This is a genomic window from Mesorhizobium sp. M4B.F.Ca.ET.058.02.1.1 (genome assembly GCF_003952505.1).
Classification (GTDB): Bacteria; Pseudomonadota; Alphaproteobacteria; order Rhizobiales; family Rhizobiaceae; genus Mesorhizobium.
The window spans coordinates 905,780-926,305 of the sequence record NZ_CP034450.1 but is presented as its reverse complement, the minus strand read 5'-3'; the positions used below and the strand labels follow the sequence as shown (position 1 = coordinate 926,305).

The window sequence follows — 20,526 nt, the reverse complement described above, 5'->3', positions numbered from 1 at the left end:
CGCGGTTCGCCGCGTCCTCCTTCGATTGTTGGAGGATCTGATGGACAAAAGATCTCTGAACAAAGTGTCCGCCACGCCGGAGGCGGAGGCGTTCCTGGCCGAGATCATCGCCGATCACGGCCCTGTTCTGTTCCACCAGTCCGGCGGCTGCTGCGACGGCTCCTCGCCAATGTGCTATCCGCGCGGCGATTTCATTGTTGGCGATGCCGACGTCATGCTGGGTGAAATCGGCAACACGCCGATCTACATCAGCGCCTCGCAGTACGAGGCCTGGAAACACACGGATTTGATCATCGACGTGGTGCCGGGCAGGGGCGGCATGTTCTCGCTCGACAACGGCCGCGAGCGGCGATTTCTGACCCGTTCGACGATCTGCGCGGTTCCACCCGCCGCCGGGAGGGATTGACCCGGCAAGCCGGCAACGGCAGAAAGCCGCCATGGCCAATCTACTTCTCGTTGTCATCGGCGGCGGCATCGGCGCCGGCATCCGCCACTTGACCAATATGGGCGCGCTGCGCCTGGTCGGCCCCAACTATCCCTGGGGCACGATGGTGATCAACATCGTCGGCTCCTTCGTCATGGGCCTGTTCATCGCCGTGCTCGCGCGACGCGGCGGCTCGAACGAGGTCAGGCTGTTCGTGGCCACCGGCATCCTTGGCGGCTTCACCACTTTTTCGGCCTTTTCGCTCGATTTCGCCACGCTTTGGGAGCGCGGCGCGGCGGTGCCGGCGTTCGGCTATGCGCTCGCCAGCGTCATTGGCGCGATCCTCGCCCTGTTTCTGGGTCTTTGGCTCGCAAGAAGCCTGCCTTAATGCTATTGCCCCGCTTCCGAAGAGGCAAAGCGAGACAAATGGCAGGCGTTGAACAGATCACGGTGGAGGCCGGCGAGGCGGGCATGCGGCTCGACCGCTGGTTCAAGACCCATTTCCCGGGGCTCGGCTTCGGCCATCTGCAGAAGCTCCTGCGCTCCGGCCAGATCCGCGTCGACGGCGGCCGGGTGAAGGCCGACACGCGCGTCGAGCCCGGCCAAACGGTCCGCATCCCGCCGCTCGAGGTCGACAAGAAGGGCGAGGCGCCGCTCACCGGCCATTCGATCCGCAACCAGGGCGACGCCGATGTGCTCGCCAAGATGCTTATCCATGAGGACCCGAAGGTCTTCGTCTTCAACAAGCCCGCTGGGCTCGCCGTGCAGGGCGGTTCGGGCGTCACCCGCAATGTCGATGACATGCTGGAGGCCTGGCGCAACCAGAAGGGCGAGAAGCCGCGCCTGGTGCATCGGCTCGACCGCGACACATCCGGCGTGCTGGTCGTCGCCCGCACCAGGCTTGCGGCGATGAAACTCTCCGAAGCGTTCCGGGCGCGCGAGACCAAGAAGACCTATTGGGCACTGGTCAAGGGCGTGCCGCCGAAGCGCGAGGACAAGATCTCGACCTGGCTGGTCAAGGAACCGACCCCGGACGGCGACCGCGTGCGCATCGCCAAGCATGGCGAGAAGGGCGCCGACCATGCGGTCTCCTACTATCGGGTCGTCGAGCAGGCGGCGCAGTCGCTGTCCTGGCTGGAGATGGAGCCCTATACCGGTCGCACCCATCAACTGCGCGTCCACGCTGCCTACATTGGCTGCCCGATCATCGGCGATCCCAAATATTTCGAGGCCGACACCAATTGGGACTTTCCGGGCGGCATGCAGAACCGCCTGCATCTGCACGCGCGCCGCATCCTCATTCCGCACCCGGACCAGGGCGTCATCGACGTCACCGCGCCGATGCCGCCGCATATGCGCCAGAGCTGGAACCTGCTCGGCTTCGACGAGCAGAACGCGGACGACTAGGGACGACTAGGAGAGGAACTGGGCCATGGGAGGAACCACGCTCACCAACCAGTTGGTCGGATGGCTGCCTTTTCATCATGATTTTTCTCGTGTGGCTCATCTTACGCGCCGCGCTGCTGCCAGGCAGGGATCGGTGGCGGAGATCGGCCGCGAGAACACTGAGGCGGTCAGACAAAACACCGAAGCACTGAAAGCACTGCTTGCTAAGTTGGAAAGCCAATCGAAGCAATGACCACGGCAACCGAAATGGGCCGTCGCGATGCGGTCGACATGGCGGCCGCCACGATCATGGTCGGGCTGACCTTCTCCTGGGGGCTGAACTACGTCGCCGCCAAGGTTTCCTACGCCGGCTATGATCCCGTCTTCGTCTCGATCGCGCGCTCGATTCTTGGCGGGCTCTGCGTGCTCGGCTGGTGCCGGCTGCGCGGCATCAAGCTGTTCAGGCCGGATGGGACGCTAGTCGCCGGCGTCGTTGTCGGCGTGCTCTTCGGCGTTGAATTCCTGTGCCTCTATATCGGGCTGGAATACACAACCGTTGCCCGCAACACGCTACTGGTCAACACCATGCCGTTCTGGGTCCTGATCGGCAGCCATTTCCTGCTCGGCGAGCGCATCAACGCGCGCAAGCTGGGCGGGCTTGTTCTCGCCTTCTGCGGCCTTGCGGCGGTCTTCTCCGAAGGCATCGTTGCCGGCAACAATGCGACGCTCACCGGCGACCTGCTCAGCCTCGGCTCAGGGATTCTGTGGGCGATGACCAGCATCGTCATCAAGCGGTCGAAACTGGTCGACACGAGCGCCGAGAAACTGCTGCTCTATCAGCTGGCCGGCGCCGCGGTCGTCGGTCTGCTGGTCATGCCTTTTGCCGGCGCGCCGATCCGCGCGGTCACGGCCTTGCCGACCTTGGCGCTGCTGTTCCAGTCTTTCTATATCGTCGCCTTCACCTATGTATTGTGGTTCTGGTTGCTGACGCGCTATCCGGCGGCGGGCTTGTCGAGTTTCGCCTTCCTGTCGCCAGCCTTCGGTGTCTTGTGCGGCGCGGTGCTTTTGGGCGAGCCGCCGACGGTCAGGATTTTCCTGGCGCTTGGCCTGATCGCCGCTGGCCTTATCATCGTCAACCGGCCGGCGCGCAAGCAAATCCTGGGTTAGAGAGTTCCGACATGCGTGACATCCTCAACGACCTCGAAGCGGGAAAGCAGCTTTCCGATCCCGATCCCGTGCGCCGCGCCCAGATCCAGATGAAGACGCCGCTGCCGAAGCGCTTCTACAAGGCCGTTGCGGTCGTGCCGGCGGAAGAGGGCTTTGCCGTCCATCTCGACGGTAGACCGGTGCGCACGCCGGGCAGGGCGTTGCTGGCGCTGCCGACCGAGAAGGCGGCGGCCCTGGTCGCCGGCGAGTTCGACGCGCAAGGCGAGGTCATCGATCCAGTGGCCATGCCGGTCATGCGCCTCGTCAACACCGCCATTGACGGCGTCGCCAGCGATCCGCAAGCGGTGTTGGAGGACATCCTGCGCTTCGCCTCGTCCGATCTGCTGTGCTACCGCGCCGACGGTCCGCAAGGGTTGGTCGACCGGCAGAACCAGCTTTGGGATCCGGTCATCGACTGGGCGCGCAGCGCGCTTGGCGCCCGCTTCCATCTCGCCGAAGGCATCGTTCATGTCGAGCAGCCGCGCGAGACCATTGCCGTTCTCGGCGCCCATCTTGCGCAGCGCATCGAGCCCATGCGGCTCGCCGCCATCCATGTCATGACCTCGCTGACGGGCTCGGCGCTGTTGGCGCTCGCCGTCGACTTCGGCGAACTCGACGGCGAAGCAGCCTGGGCCGCCGGCCATGTCGATGAGGACTGGCAGATCGAGCATTGGGGCCAGGACGCCGAGGCCGTGGCGCGCCGCTCGGCCCGCAAGCGCGACATGATGGCCGCAGTCAGCCTGCTCGACGCGCTGAAAGCCTGAGGCCGCGCTCTGCTTTCGCACTGCACCTAATACGAAAGTCATAATCCCATCGTCGCTCTGCCGTTGCCCGGCGCTTTCTGTCATTTTTTCGCCCGTAGCTGCGTTTTTGAGTCCGCGTTCGGAGGAGTTGCGGGCGGTGGCGCAGCCATCGAGGACAGACGGGATCCCACGGGAGGACATATCAATGGCAATGGCATCGACCGCCGGCGGAACAAGCCGCGGCATGACGCGGGAAGAGAAGAAAGTCATCTTCGCTTCCTCGCTCGGCACCGTTTTCGAATGGTACGATTTCTATCTTTACGGCTCGCTGGCGGCTTTCATCGGCGCCACATTCTTCTCGTCGGCGCCGGAAGCGACGCGCAACATTTTCGCGCTGCTTGCCTTCGCCGCCGGCTTCCTGGTCCGCCCCTTCGGCGCCTTGCTGTTCGGCCGCATCGGCGATCTTGTCGGCCGCAAATACACCTTTCTAGTCACCATGACGATCATGGGCTTGTCGACCTTCCTGGTCGGCCTCTTGCCCGGCTATGCCAGTTGGGGCATCGCCGCACCGATTATCCTGATCGGGCTGCGCATGCTGCAGGGCCTGGCGCTCGGCGGCGAGTATGGTGGCGCCGCGACCTATGTCGCCGAACACGCGCCCGACGATCGCCGCGGCTTCTACACCTCCTGGATCCAGACGACCGCGACACTCGGCCTGTTCCTGTCGCTGATCGTCATCCTCATCGTCCAGGGTTCGATGAGCAAGGAAACCTATGCCGATTGGGGCTGGCGCATTCCCTTCATCGTTTCCTTCGTGCTGCTTGCCATCTCGATCTGGATCCGACTGTCGCTCTCGGAATCGCCGACCTTCCAGCGCATGAAGGAAGAAGGCAAGGGTTCGAAGGCACCGCTCTCGGAAGCCTTTGGCCAGTGGAAGAACGCCAAGATCGCGCTGCTGGCGCTGCTCGGCCTCACCGCCGGCCAGGCCGTGATCTGGTATAACGGCCAGTTCTACGCGCTGTTCTTCCTGCAGAACGTGCTGAAGGTCGACCCGCAGTCGGTCAACATCATGATCGCGATCGCGCTTGCCGTCGGCTCGATCTTCTTCGTCGTGTTCGGCTGGCTCTCCGACAAGATCGGCCGCAAGCCAATCATCATGGCCGGCCTCGCTTTGGGTATCGTCTGCACCTTCCCGCTGTTCAAGGCGCTGACCAAGGCGGCCAATCCGGCTCTTGCCGCCGCGCAGCAGAACACCCGCGCGACGGTGACCGCGGCACCCGGCGACTGCAAGTTCCAGTTCAACCCGGTCGGTACGGCGAAGTTCACGACATCCTGCGACATCGCCACCTCGTTCCTGACCAAGAACTCGGTGCCTTATGACGTGGTCGCCACGGCGGCACCCGGGACGGCCGCCTCGGTCAAGATCGGCAACGAGACGGTGGAATCCTACGATGCCGTTGCCGCAGGCGATCAGGCCAAGGCCAAGGACGCCGCTTTCGTCAAGGCGGTCAACATGTCGTTGCGGGATGGCGGCTATCCGCTGAAGCGCGCGGCGATCAAGGTTCCGGACCAGAAGCTCGACGCCTTCATCGCGGCCAATCCCGAGCTCAAGCTCGACGCGGCGGCGATCCGCGGCGGCGAGAAGACGACCGTTGCGGTCGACCAGGCGGTTAAGGACAAGCTGCTGACCAAGGATGAGGCGGCGGGTGCGCCCGAGATCACCGTCTACAACATTCCGGGCGGCGGCGCCTTCGCCATGTTCGCCGATCCGGCCGCGGTGAACTGGCCGATGACCATCGGCATCCTGTTCATCCTCGTGCTTTTCGTGACCATGGTCTACGGACCGATCGCAGCAATCCTGGTCGAGATGTTCCCGACCCGCATCCGCTATACCGGTATGTCGCTGCCCTACCACATCGGCAATGGCTGGTTCGGCGGCCTTCTGCCGGCGACAGTGTTCGCGCTCAGCGCCTACAAGGGCGACATCTACTATGGCCTCTGGTATCCGGTGGTGATCGCGGCGATGTCGCTGATCATTGGCATGATCTTCGTCAGGGACACGCTCGGCACCGACCTGCACACCAAGCAGTAGCCGGTCGGCTGCGATACAAAAAAGCCCGGCGTGAGCGATCACGCCGGGCTTTTTCCATTCGCAAGTTTGCGGGAGACTCAGCTCTTCTGCCGCTGGCCTTCTTCTTCCTCGATCGCCGCTTCGTGGTACCAGCCGTCAAAATCGGCATGCGTGTTGCGCAGCGAGGCAAGCTCTGCCGCGAACTTGGCCTTTGCGCCTAAATTTGAGGCAGCTTTGCGCCCTGCCAGAGGGAACATCAAAATCTTCGCCGACGGACGGGACGGGGTGACTTGCATTGGCGATCTGCCTTCTTCTCCAGGAGCCAGTCGATTCATCTGTTTCCAAGATAGGTCGTGCGACTCATTTAAGCAATATGCCCACAAAAAGATCAGTATTTGCCTATTATTTATGCAAATAATGCTTCTGATCGATCCGGGCGCATCACTGAGACGGCTCAGCAAATTCAACGCTTAGCTTTGACCATTTTGCCGCACCCACCGGGACAAGTGTGGCACACGAATTGCTTTTTAACGATCGGCAGGTCGGCTCAGCCCGGCCATGCGTCGTCGCCCTGCGCGGTGATCAAGCAACGAGAGGCTCTAGAATGACCAAATACAAGCTCGAGTATATCTGGCTCGACGGATACACCCCGGTCCCCAATCTTCGCGGCAAGACCCAGATCAAGGAATTTGCCGAGTTCCCGACGCTCGAGCAGCTGCCGCTGTGGGGCTTCGACGGCTCCTCGACTCAGCAGGCCGAAGGCCACAGCTCCGACTGCGTGCTGAAGCCGGTCGCCATGTTCCCGGATCCGGCCCGCACGAACGGCGTGCTGGTGATGTGCGAAGTGATGATGCCCGATGGCGTGACGCCGCATGTCTCCAACAAGCGCGCCACCATCCTGGATGACGAGGGCGCCTGGTTCGGCTTCGAGCAGGAATATTTCTTCTACAAGGACGGCCGTCCGCTCGGCTTCCCGGAGAGCGGCTATCCGGCGCCGCAGGGCCCGTACTACACCGGCGTCGGCTATTCGAATGTCGGCTCGGTCGCGCGCCAGATCGTCGAGGAGCATCTCGACCAGTGCCTCGCCGCAGGCATCAACCACGAAGGCATCAACGCCGAAGTGGCCAAGGGCCAGTGGGAATTCCAGATTTTCGGCAAGGGCTCCAAGAAGGCCGCCGACCAGATGTGGATGGCCCGCTACCTGCTGCAGCGCCTGACCGAGAAATACGGCATCGACATCGAGTACCACTGCAAGCCGCTCGGCGACACCGACTGGAACGGCTCGGGCATGCACGCCAACTTCTCGACCGCCTATATGCGCGAAGTCGGCGGCAAGGCCTATTTCGAAGCGCTGATGGCTGAGTTCGACAAGAACCTGCTGGATCACATCGCCGTCTACGGCCCGGACAACGACAAGCGCCTGACCGGCAAGCACGAGACCGCGCCGTGGAACAAGTTCAGCTACGGCATCGCCGACCGTGGCGCTTCGATCCGCGTGCCGCACTCCTTCGTCAAGAACGACTACAAGGGCTATCTGGAGGATCGCCGTCCGAACTCGCAGGGCGACCCCTACCAGATCGCTTCGCAGATCCTGAAGACGATCGCGTCGGTCCCGGCCAGCGGCCAGGTTTCGGCCGCCGCCTGATCCAAGCCGGGGCGCGTTCGCGCTGCGACGGATACTCTGCGACAAGAAAGCCCCGGCGGAAACGCCGGGGCTTTTTTTGCATGGGAATCGCCGGCGATCACGCCGCGCGACCTGAGCGCCGCCACCATCGGCGACAATAAAAAAGCCCTCGGAGGGAGACCTCCGAGGGCTCTAAATCTCAATCCGATCAGAAGTTTAGATCGAATAGTACATGTCGTATTCGACCGGATGCGGGGTCATCTCGAAGCGCATCACCTCGGCCATCTTCAGCTCGATGTAGCTGTCGATCTGGTCGTCGTCGAAGACGCCGCCGGCCTTGAGGAAGCCGCGGTCCTTGTCGAGGCTTTGCAGCGCCTCGCGCAGCGAGCCGCAGACGGTCGGGATCTTCTTCAGCTCCTTCGGCGGCAGGTCGTAAAGATCCTTGTCCATCGGCTGTCCCGGGTGGATCTTGTTCTTGATGCCGTCGAGGCCGGCCATCAGCATGGCGGCGAACGCGAGGTAGGGGTTCGCGCCCGGATCGGGGAAGCGGACCTCGACGCGCTTGGCCTTCGGCGACGAGCCGAACGGAATGCGGCAGGACGCCGAGCGGTTGCGCGCCGAATAGGCGAGCAGCACCGGCGCTTCGTAACCCGGCACCAGGCGCTTGTAGGAGTTGGTCAGCGGATTGGTGAAGGCGTTGATCGCCTTGGCGTGCTTGATGATGCCGCCGATGTAGAACAGGCAGCTCTCCGACAGGCCGGCATATTCGTTACCGGCGAAGGTCGGCTTGCCGCCCTTCCAGATCGACTGGTGGACGTGCATACCCGAGCCGTTGTCGCCGAACACCGGCTTCGGCATGAAGGTGGCCGTCTTGCCATAGGCGTTGGCGACCTGGTGAACGACGTACTTGTAGATCAGCATCTTGTCGGCGTTGCGGACCAGCGTGTCGAACTTGATGCCGAGCTCATGCTGGGCGGCGGCGACCTCATGGTGATGCTTCTCGACGCGCACGCCCATCTCGGCGAGCACGGTCAGCATTTCCGAGCGCATGTCCTGGGCGGAATCGATCGGCGGCACAGGGAAGTAGCCGCCCTTGATGCGCGGACGATGGCCGAGATTGCCGGTCTCGTAGTCGGTGTCGTCGTTGGACGGCAGTTCGGTGGAGTCCAGGCGGAATCCGGTGTTGTAGGGATCGGCCTTGTACTTGACGTCGTCGAAGACGAAGAATTCGGCTTCCGGGCCCACGAAGATCTGGTCGCCGATGCCTTCCGACTTCATGTAGGCCTCGGCCTTCTTGGCGGTGCCGCGCGGGTCGCGGTTGTAGGATTCGCCGGAGACCGGATCAAGGATGTCGCACAGGATGACCATGGTCGACTGGGCGAAGAACGGGTCCATGTGCACCGTGTCGGGATCGGGCATCAGCACCATGTCGGACTCGTTGATCGCCTTCCAGCCGGCGATCGAGGAACCGTCGAACATGACGCCGTCGGCGAACATGTCTTCCTCGACTTCGACGACATCCATGGTGACGTGCTGCAGCTTGCCCTTCGGATCAGTGAAGCGCAGGTCGACGAATTTCACGTCGTTGTCCTTGATCTGCTTCATGATGTCTTTGGCTGTCGTCATGTCATGTATCCCTGTTTGATGACGTTTTTTGATGATGACGTTGCAGAAAGATGGGGGGCGTCAGACGGCGTCCATTCCGGTTTCACCGGTGCGGATGCGCACGACTTCCTCGATGTTGGAGACGAAGATCTTGCCGTCGCCGATGCGGCCGGTCTGCGCCGCCTTGCGGATGGCCTCGATGGCGCCTTCGACGGCGTCGTCGCCGAGCACCACTTCGATCTTCACCTTGGGCAGGAAGTCGACGACATATTCGGCGCCGCGATAGAGTTCGGTGTGGCCCTTCTGCCGGCCAAAGCCCTTGGCCTCGGTCACTGTGATGCCCTGCAGGCCAGCCTCCTGAAGCGCTTCCTTCACTTCGTCCAGCTTGAATGGCTTAATGATCGCTTCGATCTTTTTCATGTAAAATGTGGCCTCCACTGCCAAAAAGACGGGTTGTGTACCCCGCTTGCGCCTCCATCAAGCACGAACTGTGCCAAATCCTGCGGATTCGAGGCGGTATCGGGCGATTTCATCAATTGTCATGCCCGGATGCATATTCGCGTCATTCGCTGCATTGGAAGCGTCATGGACGCTCGAAGCCTATACATTGCCGATCCTCCCGTCCGCACAATAATTAGGCAAATAGCGTAATTTGCAGGCATTTCTGCCCATTGGCGCATTGCATCGAGCGATGCGTTTCTGAGCAGTGGCAGGTGTTTCGCTGTTTGCTTCAAACCGAAAACTGGACAATGCTTCACCGGAGAGCGGACCGCAATCCATGAGCAACGAACTTTTATCTCCGGTTGAAATGGCCGAGGCCGACCGGCTGGCGATCGCGGCCGGACCGCTCGACGGCTATGGCCTGATGCGACGGGCCGGCGAGGCGGTCGCCGCCGTTGTGCTGGCGCGTTACCCGGCGGCCTCAAGGGTCCATGTTCTCTGTGGTCCCGGCAACAATGGGGGCGATGGCTATGTCGTGGCGAGATTGCTGGCCGAGGCCGGTGTCAATGTCGCGGTGTGGGTATCGGGCAAACCGCGAGCCGGCAGCGATGCCGCGATTGTCGCGGCGGAGTGCCCCGCAAAAGCTCGACCGCTCGCGGCATTTGCCGCCGAGAAAGGCTCCATTATCGTCGATGCTCTCTATGGGCAGGACTCTCGAAGCCCCTGTCCGGTCACGACGCCACGGCGATCGAAATGGCCAGGGAAATCGATCTGCCGGTGATCGCCGTCGATCTACCCTCCGGCGTCTCCGGTGCAAGCGGTGCCATTCTCGGCGCGGCATTCAGCGCCGAGGTCACGGTCACCTTCGCACGCAAGAAACCCGGTCATCTGCTGCTGCCGGGGCGGGAACGCTGCGCTGAGGTCGTGCTGGCGGACATCGGCATTAGCGATGCGGTCATTGCGCAGCTTGGCGTGTCGACGTTCGAGAACACCCCCTCGCTCTGGCGAGCTGATTTTCCGCTCCCGACCACCGACGCGCATAAATACAATCGCGGCCATGTCGGTGTGTTTTCCGGCGGGCCGTCCGCAACCGGCGCCGCGCGCTTGTCGGCGCTTGCCGCCGCGCGGGCAGGGGCAGGGGCGGTGACCGTGCTGTCGCCAGCGAACGCCATGCAGGCGAATGCCGCGCACCTGACTTCGATCATGTTGCGCAGGACCGACACTGTCGTCGACCTGAACGACTTCATCGGCGAACGGCGGCCGTCGGCCTTTGTCCTCGGACCTGGCTTCGGCGTTGGCGAAAGGACACGGGATCTTGCCTTGGCGATACTGAGGGCTGGACTGCAAGGTGCGGCCGGCGGGATCGACGGGCTGGTGCTCGATGCCGATGGCATCACCTCGTTTCGCGATGAGCCTGACATCCTCTTTGAGGCTGCTCACAAGCCGCACGCTCCCATATTGGTAGTGACGCCGCATGAAGGTGAGTTTGTCCGCCTGTTTCCGGACATTGCTGCAGACAAGAACCTCTCCAAGTTGGCCAGGGCCCGCGCGGCCGCCCAGCGCGCCAATGCGGTCGTCGTCTACAAGGGCGCCGATACGGTGATCGCGGCGCCGAACGGCCTGGCGGCCATCAACAACAATGGCGCGCCATGGCTTGCCACCGCCGGGTCGGGTGACGTTCTGGCCGGCATCATCGCCGGGCTTGGGGCGCAAGGCATGGCGGTGTTCGAAGCAGCGGCTGCGGCGGTCTGGATCCATGCCGAGGCCGGCAACCGCTTCGGTCCGGGGCTGATCGCCGAGGATCTGCCGATCGCCATGGTTCCGGTGCTGCGAGAGCTGGTCGCAGCCCGTCAAGCTGAGGCCCTCGCATGAAGCGACTTGCGCTCGTCTTGTCGATCATCTTCGCGCTGCCTGGGCCGCATGGCGCGCGTGCCGAGGCACCGGTGACCATCGTCGACGATCCAGCGGTGCTTGCCGCGCTCGATGCCAAGGGATTCTCATTCGCCGGCGTGTTCAGCGTCGACGGGAAGGATGATTTGAAGACCCTCTACGACAAGGCGCCGGCCTATCATGCCATCGTCGAGACGGTCGCTGCCGACGTCGCCGCGCTGCGCGCCGAAATGAAGGCCGGAGGGCGACCGCTCTACGAGGTTACCGACGGCAATGTCGGCCGCATCATGGACATGCGCTGGCTGAAGACGGAAGCGGCGCGCTTTCGGCTGGTCGGCGTTGTCAACCGGCTCGACCGGCGCGATTTCGCCGCCTTGAGCGGCGACCAGGGTTGCGGCGAAGTGCGTTTCATCTACCGTCTTGCCTACAGCTTCAGGAAGAACGGCAAGGTGCTGGCCTCGCGGCTGCCGTTCAATTTCAACGCTGTCTACAGTGTCGCGCCGGATGCCGATGGCGGCTGCGTCGGCGTTGCCGGGCGCTGGACGCCGCAACTCGACGAGGCCGTCGATGCCGGCTGGCTGGCCGGCGGGCCGCTGGAGCCGGAAGAGCTGACCTTCAAGCAGCTCGAACTCAACGCGCAAGTGGTGCGCTTTCCCTCCGGCCAGGAGACCGAGTTCGGCGGGCAGGCCGCCTACCTCATGCGGATTTTTGGGATCGATGGCGCCACCGTCAGCGAAAAGCCGCTGGAGAATACGCCTGACGTCGCGCGGCTGTCGGAAGATGCCGTGCTCAAGAAAAAGCTCGCCGACTTTGTCAGCGCCAATGTCGGCGCGGTCGATCTAGGCGTCTACGAGATACCGGACGAGTTCCTGGCGAGGAAGGTCATCTCGTGGTCCACCTTCGGCAGCGCACGGCAGGCCAATCATCCGTTCACGCCGCTGTTCCAGCCTGCGGATTTCGCCGGGCTCGACTATTCGGCGCTGCAATTGGTACGCACACCGGAAGCGCTGGTCGAGCGCCTGGACAATGGCGCCTGCCAGGGCTGCCATCAGGCAGGGTCCACCGCCGGCTTCCATTTCATCGGCCTGGACGACAAGACGACGTCGCCGCTCAACCGGATCGAGGTCGGCATCTCGCCGCACCTCCATGCCGAAATCCCGCGCCGCGTGGCCTGGCTGCGGGCCACGACCGAAGGCAAGGAGCCAAACCGTTTGCATCCGCTGTCCTTCGCGCCACCGGCGGCCTGGAAATACACCGAGGTTGATTACGCGCCGGCAGAAGCGGCGATGCCGTGCCTGATGCCGGAGGACGCCGCCCGCTTCGGCCGGACCTGGCAGTGCGGCGGCGGCACCGTCTGCACGCCGCTCGCCACGGCTTCGGGGGTGCGCACCAGGCTGGCGCAATGCCTGCTGCCCAAGGACAGCAGGGCGATGTTTTCCGGCCATCCGTGTCTGACGGGATCGATCGCCAGCAATCCGTCGCACCCCTTCAACGACCGCTACACCATCACCGGGCAGTTCGCCGCGTTCGCCTCCGACATCTCACGCACCGCCTACACGTGCCGGCCGCCGAAGATCGGCGTGCCGGCCGGCATCGCATATCGCGGCTGCGACGACAAGGACCGCACCTTCGCCGCCTTCAAGGCCGGCAAGCCGATGCCGAACGAGATCTGCGGCCTGGTCGGCGGCAAGAAATTCGACACCTGCGTGGCGACCAACAATTTCGACCAATGCCTCGGCGGCGCGGTCAATCGCGGCAACCGGCCGGCCTGCTCGGCTGACCATTTTTGCCGCGAGGACTATATGTGCCAGTCGCTGCCGCCGGACACGCCGGGCGCCGCCAAGGTGAAAGGCATCGGCTTCTGCTCGCCGACCTATTTCATCTTCCAGATGCGCATCGACAACCACGCAACGCCATGGGCGAGCGCTGCGCGCGCGACGATGGGTGCGGGTTTCGGAGCGGCGGAAGAGGAGTAGCGATATCAGGCGCCTGGCGGGCGGCGCGGTTCCGCGAAGGCAGCAGCCAAGGCCTCGCGCACCCTTTCCTCGCTGACACCGGATGTATCCTCGATCCAACTCGGGGTCGAAATGGGCGGCTCGAGAAAGCGGACATGGTCATTGACCGGCCCATGTACGTAGGAAAGGTTCGAGCCGAATATCTGCACGCAGGGAATGTTCAAGGCTGCCGCGGCATGGGACATGCCGCCATTGACGCCAAGGAACAGCGCTGACGCGCCAAGCTGGTACATCACGTCGATCAGCGGCGTCGTGGTGAAATCGATCGCTTGCGGCACCTCGGCGCGGATCCGGTTCGCCGCATCATGTTCGCGAGGGCCGCCGACAATCCATACCGCCCAGCCGCGGCTGCAATAGTCCTTGGCGATCGAGATGAAGCGCCCCATCGGCCACGATCGCGGACTCGTCATATCTCCGGTGAAGATGGCCAGGGCCGGCGTGCCGGCTTCGACACCGGCGCGGCTGCGCCACTCATCCAGTTCCGCGCCAGGAATGACCAGCTGCGGCGCCGGCCAATCGACGTTCGCCGGCTTTGCGCCCAGCGTGGCAATGGAGCATACCTCCTCGTAGAGGCGTGTCTTGCGCGGGCCGAACGCCCACAAATGCCGCAGCCAATCAGCAGGAAGGCGATTGACCAACCCGAACTGCAACTCCTGCGGATAGCCGATGCGTTCCGGAATGCCGGCCAAGAACGGAATCAGGGCCGCTTTGATCGTGCTCGTCATGAGATAGGCCGAGCCATAGTTCTGCTTGCGAAGCTCGCGTATCAGGTCGCGGCGCTCTGCCAGACCGAGTTGCATATGCCGCTTCTTTAGTGCCCAGGCCTTGCGGACATGCGGCATGAAGCGGGCAAAGGATACGTTTCCGGGCGATGTCACGACGTCGATCGGGCGCTCGGGAAACCGTTCCGCGAGGATGCGGATGGCCGAATGACAGCGGACGAAATCGCCGACCGCCGGAAAGCCGACCAGAAGAATTGGATTCAAGGCGAACACCCTTTTTGTTTTCTCTTTCCGCGCCGGAGCATTCCCTGCCGTCCGGAGATTGACTTGACTCGTTTCGGCTGCCTATTGCCGCTACGCTTTCCGGCGGGTCCATATTCCCAGCCGGTGAATTTTGACAAGGCTCATCAGAAGAGGGCAATAGCATGGTCCGCCCCATACTCGTCGAGATCGCCCCAGGCGAATTGCTGGACAAGATATCGATCCTCGAGATCAAGGCGGCAAGCATCGCCGACGCGTCCAAGCTGGCCAACGTCCTGCACGAGCTGGAGCAGCTAGCGCATGTTCGCGACGAACACATCCCCAGTTCAGAGGCGCTGGCTGGCCTCTACGCCGAGTTGAAGGCCGTCAACCAGGCGCTCTGGGTCATCGAGGACGATATCCGCATCGAAGAGCTCAACAAGCGATTCGGCGATCGTTTCATCGAGCTCGCCCGCGGCGTCTACCGCACGAACGACCGCCGCGCCGCCCTGAAGCGCGAGATAAACCTGCTGCTGAGTTCCGCGATCATCGAGGAAAAATCCTACGAGCACTACGAGTAGGACGGTCTCACAGCGGGGTGTTGTCGCGGCAGCGTGCGGCACGAACCCTCAGCGTTGGAGATAGTCCTCCATCTGCCCGGTCCATCTACTGTCGAACGCAGCGATCTGTTGTTCGACCGTATCCGGGCTCAGCAGCGTCGAGAGCGCTGTCCGACGTATCGGGGCGATCTCAGGCGCTTCGACGTACCCAAGTGCTGCCAACCGCTGTGCCCATGAGGGGTGCGTCGACTTGCCGTCGTCCGGACGCACCCACGCCTTTTGCGCGCAAGCGTCCAGGTACTGGGCTTGCGACAGCTCCCCGGCCGCTTCCAACAGGCGGGCAAGTGGCGGTCGCGGCGGACGCAAAGCGCCCATCACCTCGCGCCGCAGCGGCTCATAGACTTTCTCGGCGAAATGTACGTCTGCCGCCGCGACGAGCAGGAGCGCGCGCGCCGCTTGTTCGGCATTTCCGGATGTCGCCGCGTGGCGATCCGCCTTGATCTCCGCCTCGCGTGAAAGTCGGATGTCTTCCCGCTCGAACGATTCCGACAGCCAGCCGATAGCCGCATGGAGGAGGCTGCCCGATATCGTCACCCCAGGTGGCGCGTACTCGAACACGAAGCCGAAACTGTTCTCGAACTCGGCAAGGTTGAGGCCGCCATTGGTGTCCTTGTTGCGCACATGCGCGTCTTCATGGGCAAGAATTGCCGCAAGAGCATTTTCGTCGGTAACGACGAGCAAGGGGATGCCGACCGTCAAAAATAGCCGGCGGCCGAGAAGACCAAGAAGCGTGCGCTCCTCCCGCACGCCGGCGTTCAAGCTGTCCTCCAGCGCAATCACGGTGCGGGCGGCTCTGCGCGGGCCGGCGACTTTTTCCCACTGGTCCCACAGGCCAGGTGCCTCCGCCCGGCTCACTCCCTTGATCTTGCTGCGCCGAAAGCCGGCAAACAATGTGCCGAATAGAAAAGCCGCCGCGGTGGTCGAGATCGGCATGACGAGAAATCCGCAGGCGATGAACCAGACTGGATGGCTGTCGAGCAGCGACATCCAGATACAGAAGATGATGGCTGCGGGAACCACGAAAAACAGCACCCCGAACCTGCCGAACCGCCGCCCAGCGCTGATGATGAAGCGCGACATTCAGGTCACAACGGGATGTTGTCGTGCTTCTTCCAGGGGTTCTGCATGTCCTTGTTGCGCAGCATCCTGAGCGCCCGGGCAACGCGACGACGGGTCGAATGCGGCATGATCACCTCGTCGACATAGCCGCGTTCGGCGGCGACGAAGGGCGACAGGAAGCGATCCTCGTAAGCCTTTGTATGCGCTGCGATCTTTCCCGCGTCGCCGATGTCCTTGCGGTAGATGATCTCGACCGCGCCCCTGGCACCCATCACCGCAATCTGTGCCGTCGGCCAGGCATAGTTCATGTCGCCGCGCAGATGCTTTGACGCCATCACGTCATAGGCCCCGCCATAGGCCTTCCTAGTGATTACGGTGATCTTCGGCACGGTCGCCTCGGCATAGGCGAACAGCAGCTTGGCGCCGTGCTTGATCAGCCCGCCATATTCCTGCGCGGTACCCGGCAGGAAGCCGGGAACATCGACGAAGGTGACGATCGGGATCGAAAAGCAGTCGCAGAAGCGAACGAAGCGCGCCGCCTTGCGGCTGGCGTCGGAATCGAGCACGCCGGCCAGCACCATCGGCTGGTTGGCGATAAAGCCGACGGTGCGGCCCTCGACGCGGCCGAAGCCGGTGACGATGTTTCTGGCAAAGCTTTGCTGGATCTCGAAGAAGTCGCCTTCGTCGGCAACCTTCAGGATCAACTCCTTGATATCGTATGGCTTGTTGGCGTTGTCGGGGATCAGCCGGTCGAGCGATAGATCGTGATCGGTCACTGACTGGTAGCATTCGATCTCGGGAATTTCCGACGTATTGGAGGCCGGTAGCAGGTCGACCAGCCGGCGCATCTGCAGCAGCGCCTCGACGTCGTTGTCGTAGGCGCCGTCGGCGATCGACGACTTCGTGGTGTGGACGGAGGCGCCGCCGAGGCTCTCTGCCGTCACCGTCTCGTTGGTGACGGTCTTCACCACGTCCGGCCCGGTGACGAACATGTAGGAGGTGTCGCGGACCATGAAGATGAAGTCGGTCATCGCCGGTGAATAGACGTCGCCGCCGGCGCAAGGGCCCATGATCAGCGATATCTGGGGGATCACGCCGGAGGCGAGCACGTTGCGCTGGAAGATCTCGGCGTAGCCGCCGAGTGCGGCCACGCCTTCCTGGATGCGAGCGCCGCCGGCGTCATAGAGACCGATGATAGGCGCGCGGTTGCGCAGCGCCATCTCCTGAACCTTGACCACCTTCTCGGCATGCGCCTCCGACAGCGAGCCGCCGAACACGGTGAAGTCCTTGGCGAAGACATAGACCGGGCGGCCGTTGACCGTGCCCCAGCCGGTGACGACGCCGTCGCCGGCGATCTTGGTCTTCTCCATGCTGAAATCGGTCGAGCGGTGCTCGACATACATGTCGAACTCCTCGAACGAACCCTCATCGAGGAAGACGTCGATGCGCTCGCGGGCGGTGAGCTTGCCTTTCTGGTGCTGGGCGTCGATGCGGGCCTTGCCGCCGCCCATGCGGGCGATCTCGCGGCGGCGCTCGAGCTCCTTCAGCACGTCCTTCATCGCGGTCCCCCAAACGGATAGCTGCGTTTGTGGTAATGATGCGCGCAGGGGAGCGCAAGCGCCGCGTTTGCCATGGTTTTTGCTGCATTGCAGCATGCGGCCCTTGCATTTCGAGGCGAACTCGTCCATATGCAGCGGCATAGGCGCTTGGGCCGGCATTGTCCGGCCTTCTCGACGAATGAGACTGGTTGCGTCTGTTTTCCCTCTTTCCGGTGTTCGGCCCCTCTTCCCGGTACATCACAAAGTGGCGAAAAAGCCCCGAGGCATGAAGCTTGCGGGCACGACAGCGCAGCCGCGCGGACGATCCCGTCCGCCGCCTTGTCGTTCCATGACAATTTTTCGACGGCAGGTTGCGCCCTGCCGCCATCGATGTTTGCGGCTACAGGCCGCGTGAAAGAAGATTATTTTGACCAACGAAAACACAGCGGAACAGAATGGTTTCGCCGCGCTCGGGATCTCCGGCGCGCTGCTCAAGGCCACTCATGCCGCGGGCTTCACCGACCCGAAGCCGATTCAGGTCCAGGCGATCCCGCCACAGCTGGAAGGCCGTGACATTTTCGGCATCGCCCAGACCGGTTCGGGCAAGACCGCGGCCTTCGCGCTGCCGATCCTGTCGAAGATCATTGGGCTCGGCACCAAGCGCCGGCCGAAGACGACCCGCGCGCTGATCCTGGCGCCGACCCGCGAGCTCGCCGTTCAGATCGAGGACACCATCAAGATCCTCGCCAAGGGCGCGCATGTCTCGACCGCGCTCGTGCTCGGCGGCGTCTCGCGCTTCAGCCAGGTGAAGAAGATCGCGCCCGGCGTCGATATCCTGATCGCCACGCCCGGCCGGCTGACCGACCTGGTGCGTGAGGGCGATCTGATCCTCGCCGACACTAAATGGCTGGTGCTCGACGAAGGCGACCGCATGCTTGACATGGGTTTCATCAATGACGTCAAGCGCATCGCCAAGGCGACCGCGCCCGACCGCCAGACGGCGCTGTTCTCGGCGACCATGCCGGACGAGATCGCCGAATTGGCGAAAGGCCTGTTGAAGACCCCGGTTCGCGTCGAAGTCGCGCCGCAAAGCACGGCGGCGGCTGAGATCGTGCAGAGCGTCGTCCTTGCCCGCACCAAGCAGAAGCGCCAGGTGCTGTCCAAGATGCTCGCCGATGAGGCGATGAAGTCGGTCATCATCTTTTCTCGCACCAAGCATGGCGCCGACAGGGTGACCAAGGATCTCGATCGTGATGGCTTCAAGGCCGCCGTCATCCATGGCAACAAGTCGCAGAATGCCCGCCAGAAGGCGCTCAACGATTTCCGCGACGGCTCGGTCCGCATCCTGGTGGCGACCGACATAGCCGCGCGCGGCATCGACGTGCCAGGCATCAGCCATGTCGTAAACTTCGATCTGCCGGACGAGGCGGAAAGCTATGTCCACCGTATTGGCCGCACCGGCCGCAACGGCAGGGACGGCATCGCCATCACGCTTTGCGACCCGTCGGAGAACGCCAAGCTGCGCCAGGTCGAGCGGATTATCCGCGCCAAGTTGCCGGTCGCTGCCGACCATCTCGGCAGCCCCGACCCCCAGCGCAACCCTGCCGAAAGGAACGAGCGTCATTTCGAGCCGGCTAACGACCGTGAACACCATGGCGGCCGTCGCGACGGCAGGCGCCCCGGCGGCGGCAACAACGGCTTCGGCAAGAAGCGTTTTGGCGGCAAGCCCAGTGGCGATCGTCCCGTCGCGGGCAAGCCGCAGGGCGAGCGTCCTGAGGGCCGCAAGCCTTTCAAGGGCAACAACAAGCGCCGTTACGGCGGCAAGCGGCCGGCGACCCGGGCTGCCTGAAGCAGCGGTCCGCCGAGCCTCCTGAACTGGCTTGATACGCCGGCAATCGACTGAACAGGGCGACTGGAGCGATGCTTCGGCCGCCCCTTTTGTGACGGGCTACTGCCCGGTCAGCGCCTTGACCCAGACGACAATCCGCTCGGCGAGGACGACGGTTGTCGACGGCGACAGGGCGTCGCCGGCAATGACGTGGCTGTCGACGTCACCGGTGTCGTCGACCGGCACCAGCTCGTGCGGCGCGCCCCAGCGTCCGGCGATTTCGCGGGTGCGGTCGGGCCGCACCACCTTGTCGGAATCCGAAAAGATGAAGAGGGCGGGGATGGTCGCCTTTTCCACCGGCGCCGCATAGGCGAGCTCGGTCAACGCCTGCATCGGCAGCGTCGCCGCTATCGGGTATTGGTGGGTCCAGAACCTTTCATGCAGCGCATTGCGGGTCGGGAAGCTGCGCTCCTTGCCGCCGACCAGCTCGGCGATCTGTTTGCCCCAGGGTTTGGTGAGCAGTTCGGCGCCGGACGCCTTGACGCCGAAATTGGGCGAAATGAACGCGATCGCCGCGACCCCTTCCGAGGCTCGCGGTTCCGTTGCCGCCCACGTCGCCAGCGAGCCGCCGGTCGAGGTGGCGATGACGATCACCCTGTCGCCGATCGCCCGGCCGATGGCCAGTGCCTCCTCGTAGTCGTTGATCCAGGCATTGACGCTGCCCTCGGCCATCGCGGCGCCGTCCTGGCCGTGGCCGGTGAGGCGCGTGTAGAACAGGTTGGCATCAAGCTCATCGGCGACGTCATCCGGCAGCGGCCGAACCTCGCCCTTCGAGGCCGAGAAGCCGTGGATGTAGACGATGGCCAGCGGCGTCTTGGCGTGAACCATCGGATTTGCCCAGATGATCTCCTTTTCCAGCCCGTCGCGGATGTTGGGCACGGCGGCCTCTTCGCGCGCCAGATAGGCCTGCGGATCGTCGCCGATCGCGGACGGATCGAAACGGATCTTCGTGTCGACGGGTACGCGCGGGCCGAGCACGAAGGCCATGGAGAAGACGACAGCAAGCCCCAGCACCGCAAGCACGATCCGCCGCCCCATTACAGACTCCAAGCAA

18 protein-coding genes and 1 pseudogene are annotated in these 20,526 nt (G+C 63.4%); 12 read left to right on the top strand and 7 right to left on the bottom strand.

Going from position 1 to position 20,526, the window contains the following annotated elements:
- The first annotated feature begins 40 nt into the window (after positions 1-40).
- From EJ073_RS04650 to EJ073_RS04620, 7 genes are all read left to right on the top strand, one after another.
- Positions 41-406 (top strand): DUF779 domain-containing protein, encoded by a 366-nt coding sequence (locus EJ073_RS04650; protein WP_126054668.1) that lies wholly within the window; start codon positions 41-43, stop codon positions 404-406.
- Between the two features lie 31 nt (positions 407-437).
- Positions 438-812, top strand: coding sequence for a fluoride efflux transporter CrcB (gene crcB / locus EJ073_RS04645; protein WP_126054667.1), 375 nt, complete (start codon positions 438-440; stop codon positions 810-812).
- A 38-nt stretch (positions 813-850) separates the two neighbouring features.
- Positions 851-1,831 (top strand): RluA family pseudouridine synthase, encoded by a 981-nt coding sequence (locus EJ073_RS04640; protein ID WP_126054666.1) that lies wholly within the window; start codon positions 851-853, stop codon positions 1,829-1,831.
- A 25-nt stretch (positions 1,832-1,856) separates the two neighbouring features.
- Positions 1,857-2,063, top strand: coding sequence for a hypothetical protein (locus tag EJ073_RS04635; protein ID WP_126054665.1), 207 nt, complete (start codon positions 1,857-1,859; stop codon positions 2,061-2,063).
- Positions 2,060-2,977: a DMT family transporter gene (locus tag EJ073_RS04630; RefSeq protein WP_126054664.1), complete on the top strand. Its 918-nt coding sequence runs from the start codon at positions 2,060-2,062 to the stop codon at positions 2,975-2,977. The genes EJ073_RS04635 and EJ073_RS04630 overlap by 4 nt, the downstream gene beginning before the upstream one ends.
- 11 nt (positions 2,978-2,988) lie before the next feature.
- Positions 2,989-3,780 carry an ATP12 family chaperone protein gene (locus EJ073_RS04625; RefSeq protein WP_126054663.1) on the top strand — a complete coding sequence of 264 codons (792 nt, stop codon included), beginning with the start codon at positions 2,989-2,991 and terminating at the stop codon, positions 3,778-3,780.
- 184 nt (positions 3,781-3,964) lie between these two features.
- Positions 3,965-5,851, top strand: coding sequence for an MFS transporter (locus tag EJ073_RS04620; RefSeq protein ID WP_126054662.1), 1,887 nt, complete (start codon positions 3,965-3,967; stop codon positions 5,849-5,851).
- Positions 5,852-5,928: 77 nt separating this feature from the next.
- Here EJ073_RS04620 and EJ073_RS04615 read toward each other — a convergent pair whose 3' ends face one another.
- Positions 5,929-6,126 carry a DUF2735 domain-containing protein gene (locus tag EJ073_RS04615; protein WP_126054661.1) on the bottom strand — a complete coding sequence of 66 codons (198 nt, stop codon included), beginning with the start codon at positions 6,124-6,126 and terminating at the stop codon, positions 5,929-5,931.
- Between the two features lie 308 nt (positions 6,127-6,434).
- Here EJ073_RS04615 and EJ073_RS04610 point away from each other — a divergent pair, with 308 nt between their 5' ends.
- Positions 6,435-7,475, top strand: a complete 1,041-nt coding sequence (locus EJ073_RS04610; protein ID WP_126054660.1) for a glutamine synthetase beta-grasp domain-containing protein — start codon at positions 6,435-6,437, stop codon at positions 7,473-7,475.
- A 195-nt stretch (positions 7,476-7,670) separates the two neighbouring features.
- On the opposite strand, the gene glnA is transcribed toward EJ073_RS04610, so the two are convergent.
- Together glnA and EJ073_RS04600 are read right to left on the bottom strand one after the other, a co-directional pair.
- Positions 7,671-9,080: a type I glutamate--ammonia ligase gene (gene glnA, locus EJ073_RS04605; protein ID WP_126054659.1), complete on the bottom strand. Its 1,410-nt coding sequence runs from the start codon at positions 9,078-9,080 to the stop codon at positions 7,671-7,673.
- A gap of 60 nt (positions 9,081-9,140) precedes the next feature.
- Entirely contained in the window at positions 9,141-9,479 is a 339-nt protein-coding gene (locus EJ073_RS04600) for a P-II family nitrogen regulator (protein WP_006205430.1), read from the bottom strand.
- A 358-nt stretch (positions 9,480-9,837) separates the two neighbouring features.
- On the opposite strand from EJ073_RS04600, the pseudogene EJ073_RS04595 reads away from it, so the two are divergent.
- Together EJ073_RS04595 and EJ073_RS04590 are read left to right on the top strand one after the other, a co-directional pair.
- Positions 9,838-11,372, top strand: a pseudogene (locus tag EJ073_RS04595) (NAD(P)H-hydrate dehydratase).
- Entirely contained in the window at positions 11,369-13,366 is a 1,998-nt protein-coding gene (locus tag EJ073_RS04590) for a hypothetical protein (RefSeq protein ID WP_126054658.1), read from the top strand. The pseudogene EJ073_RS04595 and the gene EJ073_RS04590 overlap by 4 nt, the downstream one beginning before the upstream one ends.
- 5 nt (positions 13,367-13,371) lie before the next feature.
- Here the strand turns inward: EJ073_RS04590 and waaF are convergent, their stop codons facing one another.
- Positions 13,372-14,400: a lipopolysaccharide heptosyltransferase II gene (gene waaF, locus EJ073_RS04585; protein ID WP_245455466.1), complete on the bottom strand. Its 1,029-nt coding sequence runs from the start codon at positions 14,398-14,400 to the stop codon at positions 13,372-13,374.
- 152 nt (positions 14,401-14,552) lie between these two features.
- Here waaF and EJ073_RS04580 point away from each other — a divergent pair, with 152 nt between their 5' ends.
- Complete coding sequence (locus EJ073_RS04580) at positions 14,553-14,948, top strand: DUF6165 family protein (protein WP_126054656.1); 396 nt, start codon at positions 14,553-14,555, stop codon at positions 14,946-14,948.
- A 48-nt stretch (positions 14,949-14,996) separates the two neighbouring features.
- Here EJ073_RS04580 and EJ073_RS04575 read toward each other — a convergent pair whose 3' ends face one another.
- Together EJ073_RS04575 and EJ073_RS04570 are read right to left on the bottom strand one after the other, a co-directional pair.
- Positions 14,997-16,067 carry a M48 family metallopeptidase gene (locus EJ073_RS04575; RefSeq protein WP_126054655.1) on the bottom strand — a complete coding sequence of 357 codons (1,071 nt, stop codon included), beginning with the start codon at positions 16,065-16,067 and terminating at the stop codon, positions 14,997-14,999.
- Between the two features lie 5 nt (positions 16,068-16,072).
- A complete protein-coding gene (locus tag EJ073_RS04570) occupies positions 16,073-17,605 on the bottom strand; it encodes an acyl-CoA carboxylase subunit beta (protein ID WP_126054654.1) in 1,533 nt (510 codons plus the stop codon).
- 406 nt (positions 17,606-18,011) lie between these two features.
- On the opposite strand from EJ073_RS04570, the gene EJ073_RS04565 reads away from it, so the two are divergent.
- Positions 18,012-19,433, top strand: a complete 1,422-nt coding sequence (locus EJ073_RS04565; protein WP_189347710.1) for a DEAD/DEAH box helicase — start codon at positions 18,012-18,014, stop codon at positions 19,431-19,433.
- Positions 19,434-19,532: 99 nt separating this feature from the next.
- Here the strand turns inward: EJ073_RS04565 and EJ073_RS04560 are convergent, their stop codons facing one another.
- Positions 19,533-20,510, bottom strand: coding sequence for an alpha/beta fold hydrolase (locus tag EJ073_RS04560; RefSeq protein WP_126054652.1), 978 nt, complete (start codon positions 20,508-20,510; stop codon positions 19,533-19,535).
- Positions 20,511-20,526: the final 16 nt, after the last annotated feature.

Excerpts from the sequence above, each read along its gene's own strand:
- EJ073_RS04640 (WP_126054666.1), top strand. The coding sequence starts at position 851 with ATGGCAGGCGTTGAACAGATCACGGTGGAGGCCGGCGAGGCGGGCATG.
- EJ073_RS04635 (WP_126054665.1), top strand. The coding sequence starts at position 1,857 with ATGGGAGGAACCACGCTCACCAACCAGTTGGTCGGATGGCTGCCTTTT.
- EJ073_RS04650 (WP_126054668.1), top strand. The coding sequence starts at position 41 with ATGGACAAAAGATCTCTGAACAAAGTGTCCGCCACGCCGGAGGCGGAG.
- EJ073_RS04615 (WP_126054661.1), bottom strand. The coding sequence starts at position 6,126 with ATGCAAGTCACCCCGTCCCGTCCGTCGGCGAAGATTTTGATGTTCCCT.
- EJ073_RS04590 (WP_126054658.1), top strand. The coding sequence starts at position 11,369 with ATGAAGCGACTTGCGCTCGTCTTGTCGATCATCTTCGCGCTGCCTGGG.
- EJ073_RS04575 (WP_126054655.1), bottom strand. The coding sequence starts at position 16,067 with ATGTCGCGCTTCATCATCAGCGCTGGGCGGCGGTTCGGCAGGTTCGGG.
- crcB (WP_126054667.1), top strand. The coding sequence starts at position 438 with ATGGCCAATCTACTTCTCGTTGTCATCGGCGGCGGCATCGGCGCCGGC.
- EJ073_RS04600 (WP_006205430.1), bottom strand. The coding sequence starts at position 9,479 with ATGAAAAAGATCGAAGCGATCATTAAGCCATTCAAGCTGGACGAAGTG.
- EJ073_RS04580 (WP_126054656.1), top strand. The coding sequence starts at position 14,553 with ATGGTCCGCCCCATACTCGTCGAGATCGCCCCAGGCGAATTGCTGGAC.
- EJ073_RS04625 (WP_126054663.1), top strand. The coding sequence starts at position 2,989 with ATGCGTGACATCCTCAACGACCTCGAAGCGGGAAAGCAGCTTTCCGAT.
- glnA (WP_126054659.1), bottom strand. The coding sequence starts at position 9,080 with ATGACGACAGCCAAAGACATCATGAAGCAGATCAAGGACAACGACGTG.
- EJ073_RS04620 (WP_126054662.1), top strand. The coding sequence starts at position 3,965 with ATGGCAATGGCATCGACCGCCGGCGGAACAAGCCGCGGCATGACGCGG.
- EJ073_RS04560 (WP_126054652.1), bottom strand. The coding sequence starts at position 20,510 with ATGGGGCGGCGGATCGTGCTTGCGGTGCTGGGGCTTGCTGTCGTCTTC.
- EJ073_RS04610 (WP_126054660.1), top strand. The coding sequence starts at position 6,435 with ATGACCAAATACAAGCTCGAGTATATCTGGCTCGACGGATACACCCCG.
- EJ073_RS04570 (WP_126054654.1), bottom strand. The coding sequence starts at position 17,605 with ATGAAGGACGTGCTGAAGGAGCTCGAGCGCCGCCGCGAGATCGCCCGC.
- EJ073_RS04630 (WP_126054664.1), top strand. The coding sequence starts at position 2,060 with ATGACCACGGCAACCGAAATGGGCCGTCGCGATGCGGTCGACATGGCG.